General features: G+C 44.8%; 12 protein-coding genes. 6 read left to right on the top strand and 6 right to left on the bottom strand.

Features of this window, described 5'->3' with window-relative positions; all coding sequences use genetic code 11:
• The first annotated feature begins 116 nt into the window (after positions 1-116).
• The 4 genes from FEM55_RS17035 (at position 117) to FEM55_RS17020 (ending at position 3,382) form a co-directional block, all read left to right on the top strand.
• Entirely contained in the window at positions 117-368 is a 252-nt protein-coding gene (locus FEM55_RS17035) for a hypothetical protein (protein ID WP_138282533.1), read from the top strand.
• 667 nt (positions 369-1,035) lie between these two features.
• Complete coding sequence (locus FEM55_RS17030) at positions 1,036-2,085, top strand: chemotaxis protein CheB (protein WP_229209307.1); 1,050 nt, start codon at positions 1,036-1,038, stop codon at positions 2,083-2,085.
• A 166-nt stretch (positions 2,086-2,251) separates the two neighbouring features.
• Positions 2,252-2,833 (top strand): HPP family protein, encoded by a 582-nt coding sequence (locus FEM55_RS17025; RefSeq protein WP_308420204.1) that lies wholly within the window; start codon positions 2,252-2,254, stop codon positions 2,831-2,833.
• Between the two features lie 234 nt (positions 2,834-3,067).
• A complete protein-coding gene (locus FEM55_RS17020) occupies positions 3,068-3,382 on the top strand; it encodes a hypothetical protein (protein ID WP_138282532.1) in 315 nt (104 codons plus the stop codon).
• Positions 3,383-3,453: 71 nt separating this feature from the next.
• On the opposite strand, the gene FEM55_RS17015 is transcribed toward FEM55_RS17020, so the two are convergent.
• A complete protein-coding gene (locus FEM55_RS17015) occupies positions 3,454-3,855 on the bottom strand; it encodes a response regulator (RefSeq protein WP_138282531.1) in 402 nt (133 codons plus the stop codon).
• Between the two features lie 151 nt (positions 3,856-4,006).
• Here FEM55_RS17015 and FEM55_RS17010 point away from each other — a divergent pair, with 151 nt between their 5' ends.
• Positions 4,007-5,089: a GAF domain-containing protein gene (locus FEM55_RS17010; protein WP_138282530.1), complete on the top strand. Its 1,083-nt coding sequence runs from the start codon at positions 4,007-4,009 to the stop codon at positions 5,087-5,089.
• A 169-nt stretch (positions 5,090-5,258) separates the two neighbouring features.
• Here FEM55_RS17010 and FEM55_RS17005 read toward each other — a convergent pair whose 3' ends face one another.
• From FEM55_RS17005 to FEM55_RS16985, 5 genes are all read right to left on the bottom strand, one after another.
• Positions 5,259-5,669, bottom strand: coding sequence for a hypothetical protein (locus FEM55_RS17005; protein WP_138282529.1), 411 nt, complete (start codon positions 5,667-5,669; stop codon positions 5,259-5,261).
• Between the two features lie 1,118 nt (positions 5,670-6,787).
• Positions 6,788-7,753, bottom strand: coding sequence for an alpha/beta fold hydrolase (locus tag FEM55_RS17000; RefSeq protein ID WP_138282528.1), 966 nt, complete (start codon positions 7,751-7,753; stop codon positions 6,788-6,790).
• Positions 7,754-7,970: 217 nt separating this feature from the next.
• Positions 7,971-9,137 (bottom strand): glycan-binding surface protein, encoded by a 1,167-nt coding sequence (locus FEM55_RS16995; protein WP_138282527.1) that lies wholly within the window; start codon positions 9,135-9,137, stop codon positions 7,971-7,973.
• A gap of 17 nt (positions 9,138-9,154) precedes the next feature.
• Positions 9,155-10,780, bottom strand: coding sequence for a RagB/SusD family nutrient uptake outer membrane protein (locus FEM55_RS16990; protein WP_138282526.1), 1,626 nt, complete (start codon positions 10,778-10,780; stop codon positions 9,155-9,157).
• A gap of 68 nt (positions 10,781-10,848) precedes the next feature.
• A complete protein-coding gene (locus FEM55_RS16985) occupies positions 10,849-14,013 on the bottom strand; it encodes a SusC/RagA family TonB-linked outer membrane protein (protein ID WP_171036590.1) in 3,165 nt (1,054 codons plus the stop codon).
• Positions 14,014-14,648: 635 nt separating this feature from the next.
• Between FEM55_RS16985 and FEM55_RS16980 the strand changes: the two genes are divergently transcribed.
• Positions 14,649-18,713 (top strand): FG-GAP-like repeat-containing protein, encoded by a 4,065-nt coding sequence (locus FEM55_RS16980; protein WP_138282524.1) that lies wholly within the window; start codon positions 14,649-14,651, stop codon positions 18,711-18,713.
• The last annotated feature ends 144 nt before the right edge of the window (positions 18,714-18,857 follow it).

Here is an 18,857-nt window from a genome sequence, read left to right as displayed (position 1 = left end):
ATGATCCGGTCTGCTGCAAGTGCAACGGACAAGCCTGTTTTTGCCTTAAAGCATTTGTTTAAAACACCGGAAAACGTATTTTATGTTTAGCTTTAAGCTTTTTCACATAAAAACCCATGGACAAAAAAACACTTCAGGAAAAATACCGGCACATGCTGGAATGGCATCAGTACAGACTGGAACAAAATCAGGAATCGCTGGACCGGCTGACGGAGCTTTTGCCTAAACTCGATCATGAACCGGGCGAGGACGCCGTATACCGTGCAGATTATGAAGAATTGCTGTCGCTCAAATTGATTTACGAAACCAGTCTGAGGAATTTCGAAGGTAAAATAGCCAAATACGAGCAGTTGCTTTCCGAACTTTAAAAGGCGTTTTGCTTTATGTCATTCATTGCCAGGCATTGATCGTTCCTTGTCAGGTAGCTGTTAATTGGCAAATGCGTGACAAACAGACCCTGCTGATTGAAATCAGTTCATGTTCTTTCTTCCATATTAACCGGCATATCAAACAGTTCCGGTAAAATCTACACTATTGCACGAATGTAACCCGGGACGATTTTTAAGGTTATATGAATAAAAATCCCTGTGCTGACCTTTACAGCTGCATTCACAAAAACCACCTCCGATTCGGTCATGTAGCGAATGTTCCTCATGCTGCGCTTTCAAACAGGACTGTATACAAAGCAATTAACCTATACGTTCGGGGCTTGTTTCATATCTGGGGTTCGGCATTCCCCAATATGTGGCGCAATGCGGCTGGCATTACAATTGTAAATGCGGCGCCATTGACTGATGTAATTGTTAATTTGGTATAAGGAGGGTTAATACATAGATGCCGGGCGTCATGCGCCCGGTTTCTTTACTGTCCTGTTTATGCTTCAAACAACTTGTAAATGGCTACCTTCCGGTAATTACTTGTCCATTTCTGAAAGGAAGGCAATTTAAAATACCGGTCTGCCTGTTTAGACAACTGATAAAATGGTGCGGATGGCAAGTATAGCGACCGGAATTGTTACTTGTAACCTTTTTACGGGTGAGTTATTTCAAAAATATGCAGAGACGGGACATTATAGTAATCGGCGCTTCGAGTGGAGGTGTTATGGCTTTGAAAGAACTGGTAAGCAATTTGCCTGCCGATTTCAAAGGTTCTGTTTTTATCGTTTTGCATATACCGGCCTATTCAGAATCACGACTTCCCTGGATCCTTGAAAAAGCAAGCAAACTGCAGGCCGTACACCCGAAAGACGGCGACCAGATTGAGCCGGGTAAAATATATGTGGCTGTCAATGATCATCACCTGATCGTGGAAGAAGGAAAGGTCAGGGTTAAAAGAGGGCCGAAAGAAAACCGGTTCCGGCCTTCCATCGATGCGTTGTTCAGGTCTGCCGCATATGTATACGGCTCCCGCGTTATCGGAATTATCCTCTCCGGCGTGCTGAATGATGGCGTTTCCGGATTGTGGACCATTCAGCAGCAGGGCGGCATGGCCATTGTTCAGGACCCGGATGATGCCGAGCAGCCGCAGTTGCCCGAAAACACACTGGAATACGTTCATGCGGATTATACCATTTCTGCCCTGGACATGGGACCGATTATTTCGGCACTGGTTACGGAACCCGCACCGGAGCGAAACAAATTCACATCTCAGCAGTTAAAACTACTGGAGTTAGAAGTCATTATTGCCACCAAAGGAAATGCTTTTGAAATGGGAATCATGGATATGGGAGAATTTACACCCTTTACGTGTCCGCAATGTCACGGAGCACTGGTCAGACTGGTTGAAAATAAATTTATCCGATTCAGATGCCATACCGGACATGCCTACACAGCCAGTTCGTTGCTTGCCGAATTATCGGAAGTGGTGGAAAACAAATTGTGGCAAACCATGCGCGGACTGGAAGAAATGGATATGCTGCTCTCCAGCATCGCAGACCAGTATAAAGAACTTGGCAATGTGCAGGCTTCCAACCTCTTCCGAAGCAAAGCCGATGAAAGCGGCAAGCGCGCACAGCTCATACATGACTTGGTATTTGAGCAGGAACAATACAGTGAAGATGTAAGGCTGAACAAAGAGGACGTTTGATAAAAGCCACTTGCATCTGGTAATTCACCCGGCACGTTTTATTGCCGAAAAAATCATTTGTCTTACATTTGCTGCCATTTGCAACGGCATCCCCGGATCGTTACTCCGGCAGAACTATTCAGGATCCGTTCTAGTTTTCAGAAAAAGATTAACCGGCTTAGAAGTTTTGCGAAGACGATTCAGAAAGCACATGCGCATGGCGCGCTATGTCGTATACAAGGAAACCCTTATTGATTTCAGGGAACATTTTTGGACTTTCATCGGCTCATTTCTGGGCATAGCACTCATCGGGTTTATAAATAAGGGCAGTTTCAGTGCAACGGATAACATCTTCCTGATCGGTTCTTTCGGAGCTTCTTCCGTACTGATTTACGGTATCGTCAACAGCCCGCTTGCACAGCCCCGCAATCTGATCGGTGGACATGTAATCTGTGCATTGATCGGCGTTACGGTGCATTACATCATTCCCAACGAGATTTGGCTATCGTCAGCCTTTGCGGTTTCCCTCTCGATCGTATTCATGCAGATTACCAAAACGTTGCATCCGCCCGGCGGAGCAACGGCATTGATTGCCAACATCGGTTCTGAAAAAATTACCAGCATGGGCTATTTGTATGTGCTCAGCCCTGTACTTTCCGGCGCAGTGATTCTGCTGCTTGTAGCCATACTCGTCAATAACCGGGCAGCACACCGGAATTATCCTTCCAACAAAAACTGGTACAAGTTCTGGCAACGACGTTACAGGTAAACAAGCTTTAATCAATGCCATTCAGCTGAATTCATTCCTGAAAGGTACCTGACAGGCCCGCTTAATACCAGTAACACCTTACAAGCTGCATTTCACAAAATCCCGAATTAATTCTCAGTTCCGTAACGATAACGTATATTAATTCATTAAGCTATAACAATATATAGTTACAATAGTGCTTTGCATATCATATGGAGTTATCTTACAGTAACATTGAACCTTACCTTCATAAAAATGTTTACATCAAACGCAATTGTACAGCAGCATCTGCTGCTGCTGCGACTTCATTGTCAGGAATGGAAGTCATTTTTCAGAACGGAAATTCAGGAAAGAAACCGGATGGGCATCCGCCACCAGATCGAGAAAAGTTATTATTGTTCCGCTCATAAGAACTGCTTTGTTACGGCGACCCTTTTAAGGCGGCAAACAAGGGAACTATGGGAATTGAAGATCAGCTATCAGGAGAAACGCACGTTTCTCAGTGACAGGCAAAGCCGGCAAATGTCGGATTCTCTCGAAGTATTGCGCAGGTCAGGATTCCTGTTTTAGCAACGGAATGCCTGGGATGAATTGATCCAGTGCAAAAGCAGGCATTGTTGCGGGTAACAGGTTGGGTATGATCAATCGATGTATGTGGCAGCCAGAATATTTTTAAGTTCCTCTCTTGAAATCGGTTTTACAATATACCCGATAAGTTCTTCGTACGTCTTCGACATGTTTATGTCCGTACTGTCAGTAGAAGAACTTGCCATGTATATAACCGGAAGATAATGACCGGTATGTAGTAACCTGAATTCGTCCAGAAACTGCCAACCGTTTAGCTCGGGCATGTTGATGTCCAGAAATATCAGTTGCGGAAGCTGTTCGGCATTTGCCAGATTACCTTTTATAAACTCGATAGCCTGAAGGCCGTCAGAAAACTGCAGAAGACTGTAATTATCTAACACCTTGTCAATCATCCGCTTTGTAACATACTGGAACAGAGGATCATCATCAACTATACAGATTATTTGCTTAGCCATTTGAAAACAGTAGAAGAGATCAATATTCACTATGTGAAGGCATTATACTGTATGTAAACATATGAAAAAATTATATGTCAAATAGAACTACTTCTAAAATCTTTTTTTGTTAATTGCCTGACTGGAGTAATCAACAAATGTATTTACCGGCATGCCATTAAGAGAACTAGAACGTTTACAGGCTGTAAACCGCTTTCTTACACTTGAAATTGACAAGGAGAAAGAACTGAATGATATTGTAAGAATGGCAGCCGAAATCTGCGGCACCTCTACAGCGCTTATCACGCTGCTGGACGACAAAACGCAGTACATCAAGTTTAAAGTTGGTTTTGACAGGGAAACAACCAACAAAAAAGATGCGTTTTGTGCCCACGTTATTGAACAGGACCAGGTTATGATGGTGCCCGATGCTTTACTCGACGGGCGTTTCTCAAGCAACCCGCTTGTGACGGACAATCCGAATATCCGGTTTTATGCCGGCGCACCGCTGACAACACAGGACGGGCACAATCTTGGCAGCTTGTGTGTAATTGACCAAAGTCCAAAGTTGTTGTCGACGCTGCAGTTGCAAATGCTGGAAGTACTCTCACGGCAGGTCATTTATATCCTGGAATTTGAAATCAGTATCACGATCCTGAAAAAGCAGTTTACCGAAGCCAAAAATTCAGAAATCAAGCTCAGATCCTTTTTTGAAAGCTCCAAATCCTGTCACCTGCTGCTGGGTAGGAATTTTGAAATTCTTGCGTTCAACCAATCACTGGAAAAGTTTATTTCAAGCACCTTTGACCACACCATTTCCGAAGGAGCAGACATTCGGTCTTTTGTACACAAGGATCACTTTCAGAGCTTTATCGAAAACTACAAAAATGCACTGGACGGAAATTCTGCGGTGTCCGAAAATTACCTTCATTATGAGCATGCTGCGATCTGGTGGTATATGACGTATGAACCGGCATACAATCCGGCAGGAGAAATCATCGGCGTATCGTTTAACGCTACGGATATTACCAAAAGAATCAGTCAGGAAAAACTGGTCATGGCCCAGAATGATTCCCTGAAGAAAATTGCCTTCATGCAGTCACACGAACTCAGGCGTCCAGTTTCAACAATCATGGGAATCATGGAACTGATCAAAAGTGAGGATTACGTCACAGACAGGGAAGAATTGCTGGTGCTCGAAAAGGCAGTGGAAGAACTGGACGGCAAAATCCGGATGATCGTTAATCATACCTGACAATAAAAAAAGCTTTATTTTCATATTCCGGTATATCGAGCAGGCATAAAGACCAGGCAGCCTACCATTCAAAATGAAACCCCCGAAAGATTCTGAATTATATTTCAGAATCTTTCGGGGGTTTCATGCTTTATCAATAAATCAGATTGAAGGAATCAACTTCTGAAACTCAAATATTGGTCGGCTTCTTTTTGGCTTTTATCAATACTTTTGATCCGTCTTTGTTGACATATTCCACTGTAAGTTCATTCCCTTTTATATAACCGAATTCACTTCTTCCATTCAGCATACGAATTTTGTCATCTGAACTTTCCAGATTCAACTTACCTGACGTTTCATTTTTCACACCGGAAATGCTGGTCATAAGTGTACAATCTACAACTTTGACATCCACCCGATCCAAGCGGAGACTGATATCAATTGCATCCGTCGGCAATGCGGAAGCCGTTTTATTAATGTCAGCATAAGTTGCCCGATAAACACCGGTTACTTTGGTAGCTAAATCAGGATTCAAATCCGGTTCTTTTGAACAGGAAATGAATAATAAATAAGGCAGCAATACAAGAATAAACTTTTTCATTTTTTTAATTTGAGGAAGGAAAATAAATTAATTTCATCAAAATTAATAATTCAATTTAAATACCCAAACACAAATTATCCATTCACTTTTGAAAAAAAGAATGAATTGAAAATGACTCTATTAACCTGATTAAAGCATTAAATTTCTTTACAAATTTGAACTAAAAAAGTGTTTCAATTAAACTATAAGTAAATCAAATTGATCTTTTAATTTATTTTACACGAAACATTAAAAAACGTTTGACAAATAGTTATGACATTTATTGACAACCATAAAATATGTATAACTCCTGATTATCAGAACATCCTGAAATAAGCTTATACTTTAAATAACAATCAATTAAGAAACAACAAGTAAATCTTACTCAAACCGGTAAACTCCTGTATTTACATCTATAATCACATAAGAATTAATACGAATGAATGAGTTAAACCTTCATTAACGGAAAACATGATGTTCTATCCAACTTAACTAATAAAGAACAATGGATTTCAAATTATAAAAACAAATAAATAATTTAAGTTATTAAAAATAATAACCTGACAGCAAATCAATATAGAAGAAATCTTACACTAAATTTTTTTGTATTTTTAATTTTTCTTCTTTAAATCTTATAACATGCGTATTATAAAATAAAAAAAGAGCCGAAAAAATTCGGCTCTAATCAAAACACCCAAAATAATTAAATCATTAAAAACATCATCTGTTGTCCAGCCATTGATGAATCTGTTCTCTAAATACCCAAACAGAAAATGTAATAAAAAATGCGATGGAGATAATGATCTGGATCATATTTAATATACTGATTTGAAGTAAAAAGATTGATTGATGTATATGTATATTTGATTGCTCATTTCGCTTTGAATCTGAATTCATAATCTAATTTAATAAATCATCTAGTTAGTTGAATAACCAGCGAAACTACTTCGTGGTATAGTAGCTGATTCTTGTGGTAAACACAGGGATAAATGAAATGATCAAACAAGGCATTTACATGAAAAAGCAAGCAGCATTTATCAGAATACATTCCTGCTTTGCACGATGACGGATCCGTCAGTATTTTGTATACTGCGGTTATAAAGCGCAAGCAATCAAGAAGAATTCAGCAGAAGGCGATGTTACAAAAAGTGTATTTTGTCAGAAAGGATTTCATTGACAATAAGCTTGTTAAACTTTTCAGTTTCTTCAATGAAAGGGGTATGGGCGGAGTTCTCAAACCAGTACCATGACTTTTCCGGCGCAACAAGATTATGAAAATACTCCTCTGCGCATGCAAACGGAATCTGGTAATCGTGACGCCCCGTAATGAAACAAACCGGAACCTGCAGTTCAGGAGCAAGCAGATTCAGGTCAATGGCAAGGCATTGTTCCCATAAGGAAGCTGTTGAATACCAGCTACCGGCCGTCACCTGCGGAATGCGTAAAAAGGAAGATTTGCCCCAAAGTACATATTCCGGAATCATGTTCAGCGCCGATTTCCCGCTGTACATTCCGCCGCCAAACCGGATCAGTAAAGTTCTTTGGATCAGAAGTTCAACTATATTCTTGTAAGGCGGCGGACCTATTTTTTCCAGTAATTTCAAAGCAACAGACTTCTTTCTTCTGATCGCCTGATCGCATGTAAAATGGTACGAAATGTGTTCTCCTTTCAGCCAGTTACCGACCTGGCCAATGCCTATGTATTTGTGAAACAGCCCGGGAGCCACCTTGCACATGAGTACGCCTAAGGCAGTTCCCCACGAATGCCCAAGCAAAATAACCTTCCTTTTATTAAACTTCTGACACAAAACCCGGGAAAGTTCAATGCCGTCATTTACCAGAATCTGTACGGTAAGGTCTGTTTTATCCAGAAAATGGTAACTTCTCCCTGCTCCGCGCTGATCCCAGTGTACAAGCAAAAAATGTTCATAAAGCGACTGGCAGTATCTGGTGAGCATGGGAACCTGCACAACACCGGGACCACCGTGAAGGAACAGAATAAGCGGTTCGTGAAGACGGGAATCGTTATAGTGAATCCATTGTTCCGTTCCGCCAATCATCAGGCTTTCACTTTTCAGCTTTCCGTTTTTGCCTTTGTTACTCATTGGTCATACCATTATACAAATCAGATCATTTCCAATCTGGACGTGTACAGGCAAAAATCATGCGCTTTAATTTAAAGGAAAGAAGGGAGAAGGGAAAAAGGAGAAGAAAAAAAAGGAAAAAAAGAAAAAAGGAGGAAAAGAAAAAAGCAAAAAATGACCATATCATGTCTCTTCTGTCTTCCTCCTTCCTCCCTCCTGCCTTTCTCCCAAAAAAAACCTACTTCGCTACAATCCGGAAATTGTCCACACTTGTATTGAAAGAATCGATCACCTTGTCCGGCGTTCCGAACGAAACTTTCAGGTCGGTGATTTTGGATACATCGGCAATCGTTGCACCGGATGAACTTTTGAATTCGGCCAGCTCAATTACTGCCGTTTTCCAGCCATTTGTCATGTAACCGGTTGATTGGTATTCTGTTGAATTCCAGGGCTGGAAAGAATAAATATAATCCGTTGCACCGGCGTTCAGCGTGATTTCATACCTGCCCGCTTTCCATGCTTCGGCAACATTGTGCTCAAATTTGAAAAGCCGGTCTTCTGCTGCGCCGGCAGAAAGTTTAAAATTGAAGTTACAGCTTGCCAGCACCCATTTATCGTCATAGCCTGTTGCAGGAAGCTTGGTTTGTTTGATTCTTGAATACTTGCCTGAAATGGCGCCGGGATCTGTTGCGGGGATAATCGGGGCACTTCCGTAGCAAACTGTCGCACCCCACGTTGTTACCGGCACATCGAAATTCATCATGTAAACGGTTGTATCGTTCAGCTTGAAATTGGTTTTTGCCGTACCGAATTCTCCTTCTACCGTAATGTAATCAATGCTTCCTGCTGCGGGCATTCTGGCCCTTATTTCCTTTTCCGAAGTACTCAGAATTTCCAGGTTTGCAGCGCCCAGTTTTACATTCTTGATATTATAGAAATAATCCCCGTTGAGAATAATGGTACCGCCGGGTTTTACAAATTCGGAATACAGTCCGTCCAGACGAGGCTCAGGCGAAGTCAGGCTGAAATCGTAAGTAGCTTCACCGCCTTTTGTCACCACCCGGATCTTGTTGGAAACATCTGCTTTCACCGCCTTGGTCGGAGCTTCTGCGGGTATTTCGATCACAATGTTTTTATCACTTCCGAGCGCTGAATTAAAGGTGGCTTCAAAATCATTGAAATACACTTTCAGTACGCTCTGAAGGTTTTCTCCCTGAATGACAACCAGACTGCCCGGCAATGCGCCGTTCAGAGAACTGTCGGCCGCGGCCGGGTCCAGCAATCTTACATTATTGATGACCGGAGTTCCGTCCACATCCTTGTTTTCACAACTCTGAAAACCCAGCAGCATGCCCAGTGCAGCAATTAATCCGAATCCGGCTTTATATACATTTCTTAAATTCATATCTTTCTTTTTTAGGGTTAATCAACAAGTTTGCTGAAATCAAATGCGACAGGCTCGCCGTTCAGGGAAGGTGCATTCACGATTTCCGCTTCGGGAAACGGCAGGTACAATGTGGCAGCTGTAAGCGGGTAAAATTCAGCCGGCGAATACGTTACCGTATACTTTTTAGGATTGGTCGTACCCGGAACATAAGATATGGTATAATTTTCTTTGTGCTGCGCTGCCGTGTAAGCAATGGCTTTTGCCGGATTGAAATAGTACCAGCGCACGATCTCGTTCCATGAATTGCCTTCAAATACGGTTTCAATCCGGCGTTCCTGAAAAATCTGTTCAAAAGTCAGCGAAGTCCGTGCGGGAAGCCCTGCCCTTTTGCGTACCGCATTCACGTAAGCCAGCGCTTTCGGATCACTTGTTGTGGTATTGTTGCCCAGAACGGCATCCGCATAAATCAGGTAAACTTCTGCCAGGCGAAGCATGTAGGAATTGATGTTTGCAGCCATGAAACCGCCCAGACCGCCATTATCTGCAGGTGAGCCAATGATGTACTTCTTGATTGCGGACAAAGCTGCCGGCCTGTTATATTTAAGACCGCCGTTTGCCTTGTTGATTTCCGGGTATACATCACCGTCAAACATCCCGATTGCCTTTCTTCTCAGGGAATCAGCCGGGTTCTCGGTAAAATACTTGACCAGATCTGCCGATACGCCCTGTGCCGCGCCCCAGCCATCGCCCGTTGTTGTGATCGCAGATTCATAAGCAAAATAAGCCTGAAACGAATTGTTGATTCCCCATGGACTGCTCAACGGCATCCATTGCAAGGCAAAAAGACTTTCCGGATTGTTTTTCGTGCTGTTGTTGTTGGCACTCATAAACAGTTCCGAGTAAGTCGGTGCCAGCGAAAGGCCGCTGTTTGTAATGACATCCTCAGCATAATATTTCGCACTGTCCAGATCCGACTGGTTGCGTGTTCCGTTCTGGTTCAGGCCCGCACGCATCAGATACATTCTCGCAAGCATTCCTTCTGCCGAATATTTGGTCAGACGGCCTTGTACGGCTGTGGCAGGAAGCGTGGCGGCAGCATAACGGAAATCATGGATAATTACTTTCCATACATCCTCAATCCGGTTTCTGACAGGCGCTTCATTGATCTGCGCTACGTTGTCATACACGATTGGAACAGCTCCCCAGTTGGCTACAAGGTAATAGTAGGCCGTTCCGCGCATAAAGCGGCACTCGCCCAGACCCTGATTTTTAACCGCAGCAGAAGCCGTACTTCCCGAAGCTTCCTTGATGGCTTTGTAGGCGTTGTTGCTCTGCGCGATGATTTTGTAAAACGATTTGTAACCCGGAAGCAAAGTACCCGCATCGGTAGAGGCAATTGCATGCTTGACATAAGCCGTACGATCATTGGAATTCAGGTTCCCGGCGCGCGCTTCCTGAAAAGCCATGTTGGCCTTGTCATTGAAATCAAACCAGACGATGTTATAAAGCGGCGCTGTCCCGGCCATGATTTCCTCGTCTGTCTTGTAAAAATTACCGGAAGTCAGCGCGTCCACCGGCGGACGGTCCAGAAAGTCTTCGCTGCATCCCTGCATGAGCATCATTGCTCCTATTGCTGCTATGAGTTTTATCTTGAATTGCATGAAAATATTTTTTTATACTGTTTGTAAGTGGCTTTTAGCTTCCAGCTTTTGGTTTTTGGCTTTCGTTTTTAAAAATCTGCGAGCAGGCCAAATGAGTACATACGGACTGAAGGATAACGGCCTGTATCAATGCCGGCCATGACGGTACCGCCGTAATTCACCATACCGATCTCGGGATCGTATCCTTTGTATTTGGTGATCGTAAACAGGTTTTGTGCGCCTACAGAAGCCTTTAACCCTCTGATGAAGAAGTTTTTCAGCATTGTTTTAGGGAAATTGTAGCTGATCGTGATATTTTTCAGACGGACATAAGTACCGTCCTCGATGAAGTTGGTGTTCATACGGCTGTTTCCGTTCGGGTCGCCGGGAGCAATTCGCGAAATGTTGTGTCCGGGATTAGTCAGCGTTACCGACTCGGCATCTCCAAGCGTGTAGCTGCTTGGCCGGGCATAATCTGCCACGGAAAGCCATTGGTTTCCAAACGTTCCGCCATTTCCAGGGATTTCGGCACGGTAACGCGGGTAATTCAGTACATCATTTTTAAAACTTCCGGTCAGAAATGCATTCAGCTCGAAGTTTTTGTACATCATGTTGTTATTGAAGCCCAGCGTGAATTTCGGCCATGGATTGCCGATTACGGTACGGTCTTCCGCATCGATAACGCCGTCCCCGTTCAGGTCTTTGAATTTGGTATCGCCCACCCAGGTTCCCGTTGCCGGATTGATCGTCAGTTCACCGTTTGAAGTCTGTATAGCATGATTTTTAATATCGTTCGCATCCTGAAAAATTCCTTCTGCAATGTACCCAGTGATCATACTCGCCGGCTGACCGACTTCAGTCTTGAATCCGACGGAAGTGGCATTCCAGATCGGTGTGATCGGGTTCAGAAGGGATGTTACCTTATTGCGGTCAATGGATAAGTTAAGCCCTGTTTTCCAGTAAAAACCGCCTTTGTCGATGTTGACCGTGTTCAAGGTAAAACCGATTCCCTTGTTGCGCATGGAGCCCGCATTGACAGACGGCCAGCTCAGATATCCTGGAGAATAAGCAATGTCGCCGCCGTAGCTGAACGGATAGGAATTGATCGTAATCAGACTTTTGATGTTTTTGATATAAGCATCCACAATCAGTTCGACGCGGTTGCTGAACATATGCAGGTCCATACCGCCGTTGATCACATCGTCTTTTTCCCAGGTCAGGAACTCATTTGCAAAATTGGATGCAAGAAATCCCGTTCCCCAGCCCGTAGGAACCGTTTGCAGCGTGGAGTAAATAGCATTTCCGCCACTTCCCTGATTTCCGGAACGGCCCATTTCAAAACGGAACTTCAAATCATTGATCTTGCTGACACCTTTCAGGAACTCTTCTTCGGAAACTCTCCAGGCCACGGATACGGCAGGAAAATTGCCCCAGCGGCGACCTTGCCGGAAAGCAGAAGATCCGTCCATCCGGTATGTTCCCTGTACAATGTAACGGTCTTTGAAACTATAATTCAGACGCGCAAAATACGACTCGCGCGAGCCCGATCCTTTACCGCTGTTGTTGCTTACATTGGAAATTACAGAACCGTCTCCGCCCGAAAGTTCTTCAATCGTGTTGGTAATGAACTTTCTGCGTGTTCCCGTCAGGGATTCGTAAGTATACGACTGCGCTTCATGCCCGACCATCAGATTAACCGCATGCTGGTCCAGTTTCAGATCATACTGCATCCGGCTGTGCAAACTCCACCAGGTATTGGTATTTACCGAACGGGTGGAAGTGGCCGCATCCTGAGAAACCACGTAGCCTCCGATGGTATAAGACGGGTGATAGGAATAGTATTTCAAAAACTCCGAGCTTCCGTTGGCTTCGGTATGCCATGTCAGGTTTTTGGCCAGTTTTACATCTGCATACAAGCTTCCCAGAATGGAAGTACGGCGGTTGTAATCATTGTTTATTTTCGAGATCATAACCGGGTTTGAAAACTGAAACTGCGTTGTAGCCGGTCCGCCCCAGCTTCCGTCCGGGTTTGTTACCGGCACACTCGGGTTCTGGTCAAGTGCCAGCTGAATGATGCCTCCATTGGAAGTATTCACCTTTTCTTCCGTAATACCCACGCTCAGGTTTGCGCCGATTTTAAGCCAGCTGCGTGTCTGGTTTTCAAGGTTCAGACGGGAATTGTACCGTTTGAAACCGGAGCCTTCCACAATTCCTTTCTGGTTGAAGTACTCGCCGGACAAGTAGTAGGTTGACTTTTCCGTTCCGCCGCTCAGCCCAAGGGAATATTTCTGTAAAGTTGTCGGGCGGAATAACGCACTTTGCCAGTCGGTGCCTTTTCCAAGTACGGATGGATCTGCAAAGGCAGGATCTGTTGCTGTTCCGCCGATGGCTGCCAGTTCGTTCCTGAACTGGGCATACTGGCTCAGGTTCATCACGTCAATGTGCTTTGGCTCAGCCTGCAATGTCAGCAGCGAGTTGAATGTGATTTTGGCCTCGCCCGCTTTTCCTCTTTTTGTCGTGATCATCACGACTCCGTTGGCACCCACCGCGCCGTAAATGGCCGTTGCCGAAGGTCCCTGCAATACGTTGATCGTTTCAATATCGTCCGGATTAATGCTGGAAAGAATGTTGGAAAAACCCGTCGGGCGGTTGTTGGGATCATCCCTCATATTGTCCGGCTTGATCTGTACACCGTCAATGACGTACAATGGCTGCGTTGTGCCGGTCAGCGAACTGAGTCCGCGGATCAAGACTGACGGCGCTGCTCCCGGCTGGCCCGAGTTCTGCTGAACCATTACGTTGGCAGCGCGGCCCTGCAGGCCCTGTTCCAGCGAAGTATTGATCGTTTTGCCAAGATCCTTTCCGGAAACCGTCACCTGCGAACTGGACACATCCGTTTTTTTCATTTCACCATAACCTACCACCACCACCTCGTTCAGGTTCGCAATGCTTTCTGTCAATCTGATCTCTATGTTTGTTTTGTTTCCGACAACGGCTTCTTTCGATTCATATCCGATGAATGAAAAAACAAGCGTGCTGCCCGACGATGCTTCAATGGAAAACTGTCCTTCCGTATTGGTTGTGGTTCCGTTGGAAGTTCCTTTTACGACCACGCTCACGCCCGGAATTCCGTCATTTCCGTTTTCGGACAATACCGAACCGGTTACCGTTTTCCGGACGTCCTGCTGGGCAAAAAGATTTCCAGCGGCCAGCATCATTCCGAGGAACAAAAGCGGAAGCCGAAGAAATTTCATTCGTAAAACAGGGCATTGTTCCGCCCCTCTTGCTGTGTACACGTTTTCTTGCATGTTGTTCTGAGTTTTGAGAAATGCACTTTCCAACAAACCCGGTTTATACATTTTCAATAACAGCGTCCCGACCACCATCTTTTAGTATAATTCGAATTTATTATTGAACAAATGTGACTGATAAAATGCTATCCGTGGGGCACCAAATGTAAACAGATGGGGGTTCAAATGTAAACTGACCTCAAAAAAGGGGATTATTTCCGGATTAAAAGGGTTTTATCCGGCGTATGAAGCGCTGAAAACTATATTCAGGCCATTAAGAGCAATCCGCACCCGACTAAGAACATTATCGCTATTAATTGTACTATTCCGGCAAAACTATCTTCTCAGGATACAATATTTACTTTATAAAATCGGGTCTATTCACCTTCTTGTAAGAAGTTATTCAGGAGATTTCAGATTTAGGTGATTACAACTGCAATTCCATTTATTATAACTATTAGCCTAGGATTTATACCCGTTGCTCATTGGTGCCTTCCTGTTGCTCATTGTGAAAACTTACAATTGGCTGTTTTTTGATATTTGTCAGGCAGAACCTTCTGCTAAGCTATTATTCAATTTTTAATTGTAAAAACAACCACATGAAACAACACTATAAGACAGGGATCTATGTCCTATTTTCTTCTTTGCTGGTTGCAGTGCCATACCTGACTTGGATGCACGAATCACCGCAGGTAAAAAGGGATACTACGGTAATGACCGCAAAGAAAGTGGAAAAGGCACCATCCGGTACGGACGCCTTGCCCGACATTCAGCAGCAGCTGGCCCGACGCGAATACAACATCACGTTCGATAAGCAGAAGGCAGCGATGCAGAGTCCCAACCGCCGGCATGGACTGCGCGCCTGTTACAAGCCGGGCATATTAGCCCTTAAAAACCGCATTGATTCGGCAGGTCATAACTTTTCACTGCAGCTGGTCAATGAAGGTGTTTATGCAGACGGTAAAAAGATCCTTTCAGCCCAGGCCAGTGCAGCACTGGAAAGTCATCAGGATACCCTTTTGATCAGACATGCAGGCTTTACCGAAGAATTCATCAACAATGAAGACGGCGTGCGCCAGAACTTCATCATTGACGCTGCTCCGCAAGCTGCCAGGGAGCTGCAGGTAAGGCTGTCGGCAAAAGGCTTAAAAGTCAAGGACCTTGAAAGCAATGCATTATTGTTTCATAAAGACAACGACAAAGGCCAGCGCATGGCCAGTCTGGTTTACAAAGACATCCGGTGTTGGGATGCCCATGGGAAAACCTTGCCCGCAACCCTGGGTTATACGGATGGACTGATCCGGTTGAGTGTGGATGTGCACGATGCTGCTTATCCTGTTACCATTGACCCGATCATAGCCAATGGCAACCCGGCCAATGCTAGCACGTCTGTGGAATCAAACCAGGCCGAAGCCTGGCTGGGCAGTTTGGTGGCCAGCGCCGGAGATGTCAACGGGGACGGGTACAGCGATGTGCTGGCCTGCGCCTCCAAATACGACAATGGCCAGGTTGATGAAGGTGCGGTCTTTGTGTATTACGGCAGTGCTGTGGGCATCCATGCAGCAGCGGCAACCATTCTGGAATCCGATCAGAAAGAGGCACGTTTCGGGGCTTACGCCTCATCGGCAGGCGATATCAACAAAGACGGGTACAGTGATATTGTGGTCGGTGCCAATATGTATGACAAAGGAGAAGCCAATGAAGGGGCGGCATTTGTGTACCTGGGTTCGGCTCAGGGCATCAGCAAGACCGCATCGCAGATTCTGGAAAGCAACCAGGCCGAAGCCAACATGGGCAGCAGTGTCGGGTTGGCAGGTGATGTGAACGGTGACGGGTACAGTGACGTTCTTGTCGGAGCATCTATGTATGACAAAGGACAGGTCAACGAAGGGGCAGCATTCCTATACCTGGGATCGGCTACCGGCCTGAACACCAGCCCCACGCTGCTGGAAGAAAATCAGGCAGATGCCTTGTACGGTTACCGGGTCAGCGGCGCCGGAGATGTGAACGGCGACGGGTACAGCGACATCCTGGTCAGCGGACGGCAGTATGACAAGGGCCAGACCGATGAAGGCGCGGTCTTTGTTTACCATGGTTCGGCTTTGGGCATCAATGCCGCGGCGGCAAAGGTACTGGAAAGCAACCAGGCCAATGCATACCTGGGCCATAGCCTCAACACAGCCGGGGATGTGAACGGAGACGGATACAGCGACATAATCATCGGAGCCAGCATGTATGATAACGGGCAAGCCAACGAAGGAGCAGTGTTTGTGCATTACGGTTCAGCGCAGGGGGTCAATGCAGCAGCAGCCATGACGCTGGAAAAGAACCAGGCCGAAGCACAGTTTGGCAACTCGGTGGCCAGTGCCGGGGATGTCAACGGCGACGGGTACAGCGATGTGATCATAGGAGCACTTTTCTATGACCTTGGCGAAAGCAATGAAGGTGCAGCCTTTGTTTATCATGGCTCTGCTGCAGGCCTGTCAGCAAATTCTGTTTCCACTTTGGAAGGCAATCAGGCCGCTGCCCAGCTGGGCAATATAGTTGCCAGCGCCGGGGATGTGAACGGCGACGGTTACAGCGATGTAATTGCCGGCGCACCCTTGTATGACAAAGGACAGGTTAATGAAGGAGCCGCCTTTGTATGGATGGGCAAAGCGGATGGGATTGTCAATGAAAACAACTTTGCTGCTAAATTGGAGGTTGGATATCTAAGTATGAAGACCTCAGATGCTGGTGATGTGAATGGAGACGGGTTTAGCGATTTGATTGTAGGGGTACCAGACTACAACTATACCGGGATTGTTTTTATCTATCATGGTTCTGCACAAGGACTTGGCAGCAATCCAAGCACAACAATTGAGTATAATCCGGTAACTAGCGCATTTGGAGAAGATGTGTCTGGTGCCGGTGATGTAAATGGGGACGGATTTGATGATATTATCGTTGGAGGTGCCTCTTATCTTATTAATGGTAAACCAACTGATGATGCATTAGTATATTATGGCTCCGCTCAAGGAATTAACAAAAATGTAAGCACGAGCCTTAAAAATAGTATTTATTGGACATCTGTCTCCGGTGCAGGTGATGTCAACGGTGACGGTTTTGATGATGTTTTAACAGGATGCTCAATCTATGCTAACGGGCAAAAAGATGAAGGTGCCATTTTTGTTTATCATGGATCTGCAACGGGTATTAATCCAGTTGCAGTCACTATATTGGAAAGTGATAAGGAATCTGCACAGCTAGGCTCGTCAGTGTCTAATGCTGGGGATATCAATGGGGACGGATATTCTGATATTATCGCAGGAGCACCCTTTTATTCTAATGGGCAAACACAAGAAGGGGCAGCTTATGTGTATTATGGTTCGCCTTCAGGAATCTTAAAGAATTCAGTTTTAAAATTGGAGAAAGACAATGCAGGTGCTTATATGGGGAGTAAGGTTTCTTCTGCCGGCGATGTGAATGGTGATGGATATAGCGACATAATTGTTGGGGCGTTTGGATTTAGTAACGGGATATTTCAGGAAGGTGCAGCAATAATGTACTATGGTGCTGCTACTGGTTTAAATCCTATTGCTTTTATTATTGAGGGTAACGTGAATAATGCTCGTATAGGGCAATCTGTTTCAAGTGCAGGTGATTTGAACGGGGATGGGTACAGTGATATCATTATAAGCCAAGATATTGAGATTTCATCTTTTCTATATGGTAAATTATTGATATACTACGGGTCATTCTTAGGTATTAATAGCAACACTCCATCCTACACAATAAACAATATTCAACCTGGTGCTGACTATATCACTGATTTAAGTTCCGTAAGTTCCGCAGGCGATATCAACGGGGATGGATATGCAGATTTGGCCATTATATCGAATTCTCAAGATTACAATGCTAGTGACTTGGTAGGAAAAAGTACTTGTCGAATTTATCACGGCAACAACTCCAATAAAAATCTGCAAAACAACCTGCGGCTGTACAATTCCAATCTGACAACCATCATCAACCAATCTCAAAAGGCTAAAAACGACTTTGGGGCAGGGCTTTATGCCAAATCCTTTTTGGGCGGCGGCAAAGGCAAGCTGGTTTGGGAAACAAAGCCAAAAGGACAGGCCTTTTCCAAAGGCAGTAACAATGTGATTACCAACAGCACGGCATCTTCCGGCTCGCAGAACGCGTATGCCAGTCTGGGGCTTAAAGGAACTGAGCTTAAAAACATAGTCGTCAAGCAGGGTGCCTCTACCAAAGTACGCACAAGGATAAAATACGATCCTGCACTTGCACTGACAGGCCAGCTTTATGGTCCATGGCGCTATGTGCCTGATTACCTGACCGGCAGCAGTAATTCGCCTGCGCGAGAAAATGTCATCAGTAATATGTCAGAAACGATCAAGGCCAAAACACAACCTGAAGGGGACAAACCTGCAGATGCAATCAGTGTTTATCCAAATCCGGCAACTGACAAACTCCTTATTGACTCTGAAAGTATGAACGGGATCAAAAGTATACAGTTGTTATCTAATGAAGGCAAATCCGTTTACCAATCCACAACATCCGTAAAACAGGTGGATGTCAGCGGACTTGCAGCAGGAAGTTACATCCTTGTGATTACACACCAAGACGGCTTACAGAACAGCAGGAAAATTCTGATTTCCAAATAGCACAAATCTGCCCGTTACATAGAAAGTGAGTGCATTGTTGTTATGAGCGTTTCAAGTTTATTGACTTAAAACCAATATTTTCTACAATGCTCTCACTTTTATACTAAACTTCTAACATGTCTTATAAATTTTGCTTAAGACCTT

The organism is Dyadobacter sediminis, assembly GCF_005860765.1.
Taxonomy (GTDB): domain Bacteria; phylum Bacteroidota; class Bacteroidia; order Cytophagales; family Spirosomataceae; genus Dyadobacter; species Dyadobacter sediminis.
This window is presented reverse-complemented; position numbering and strand designations above follow the sequence as displayed.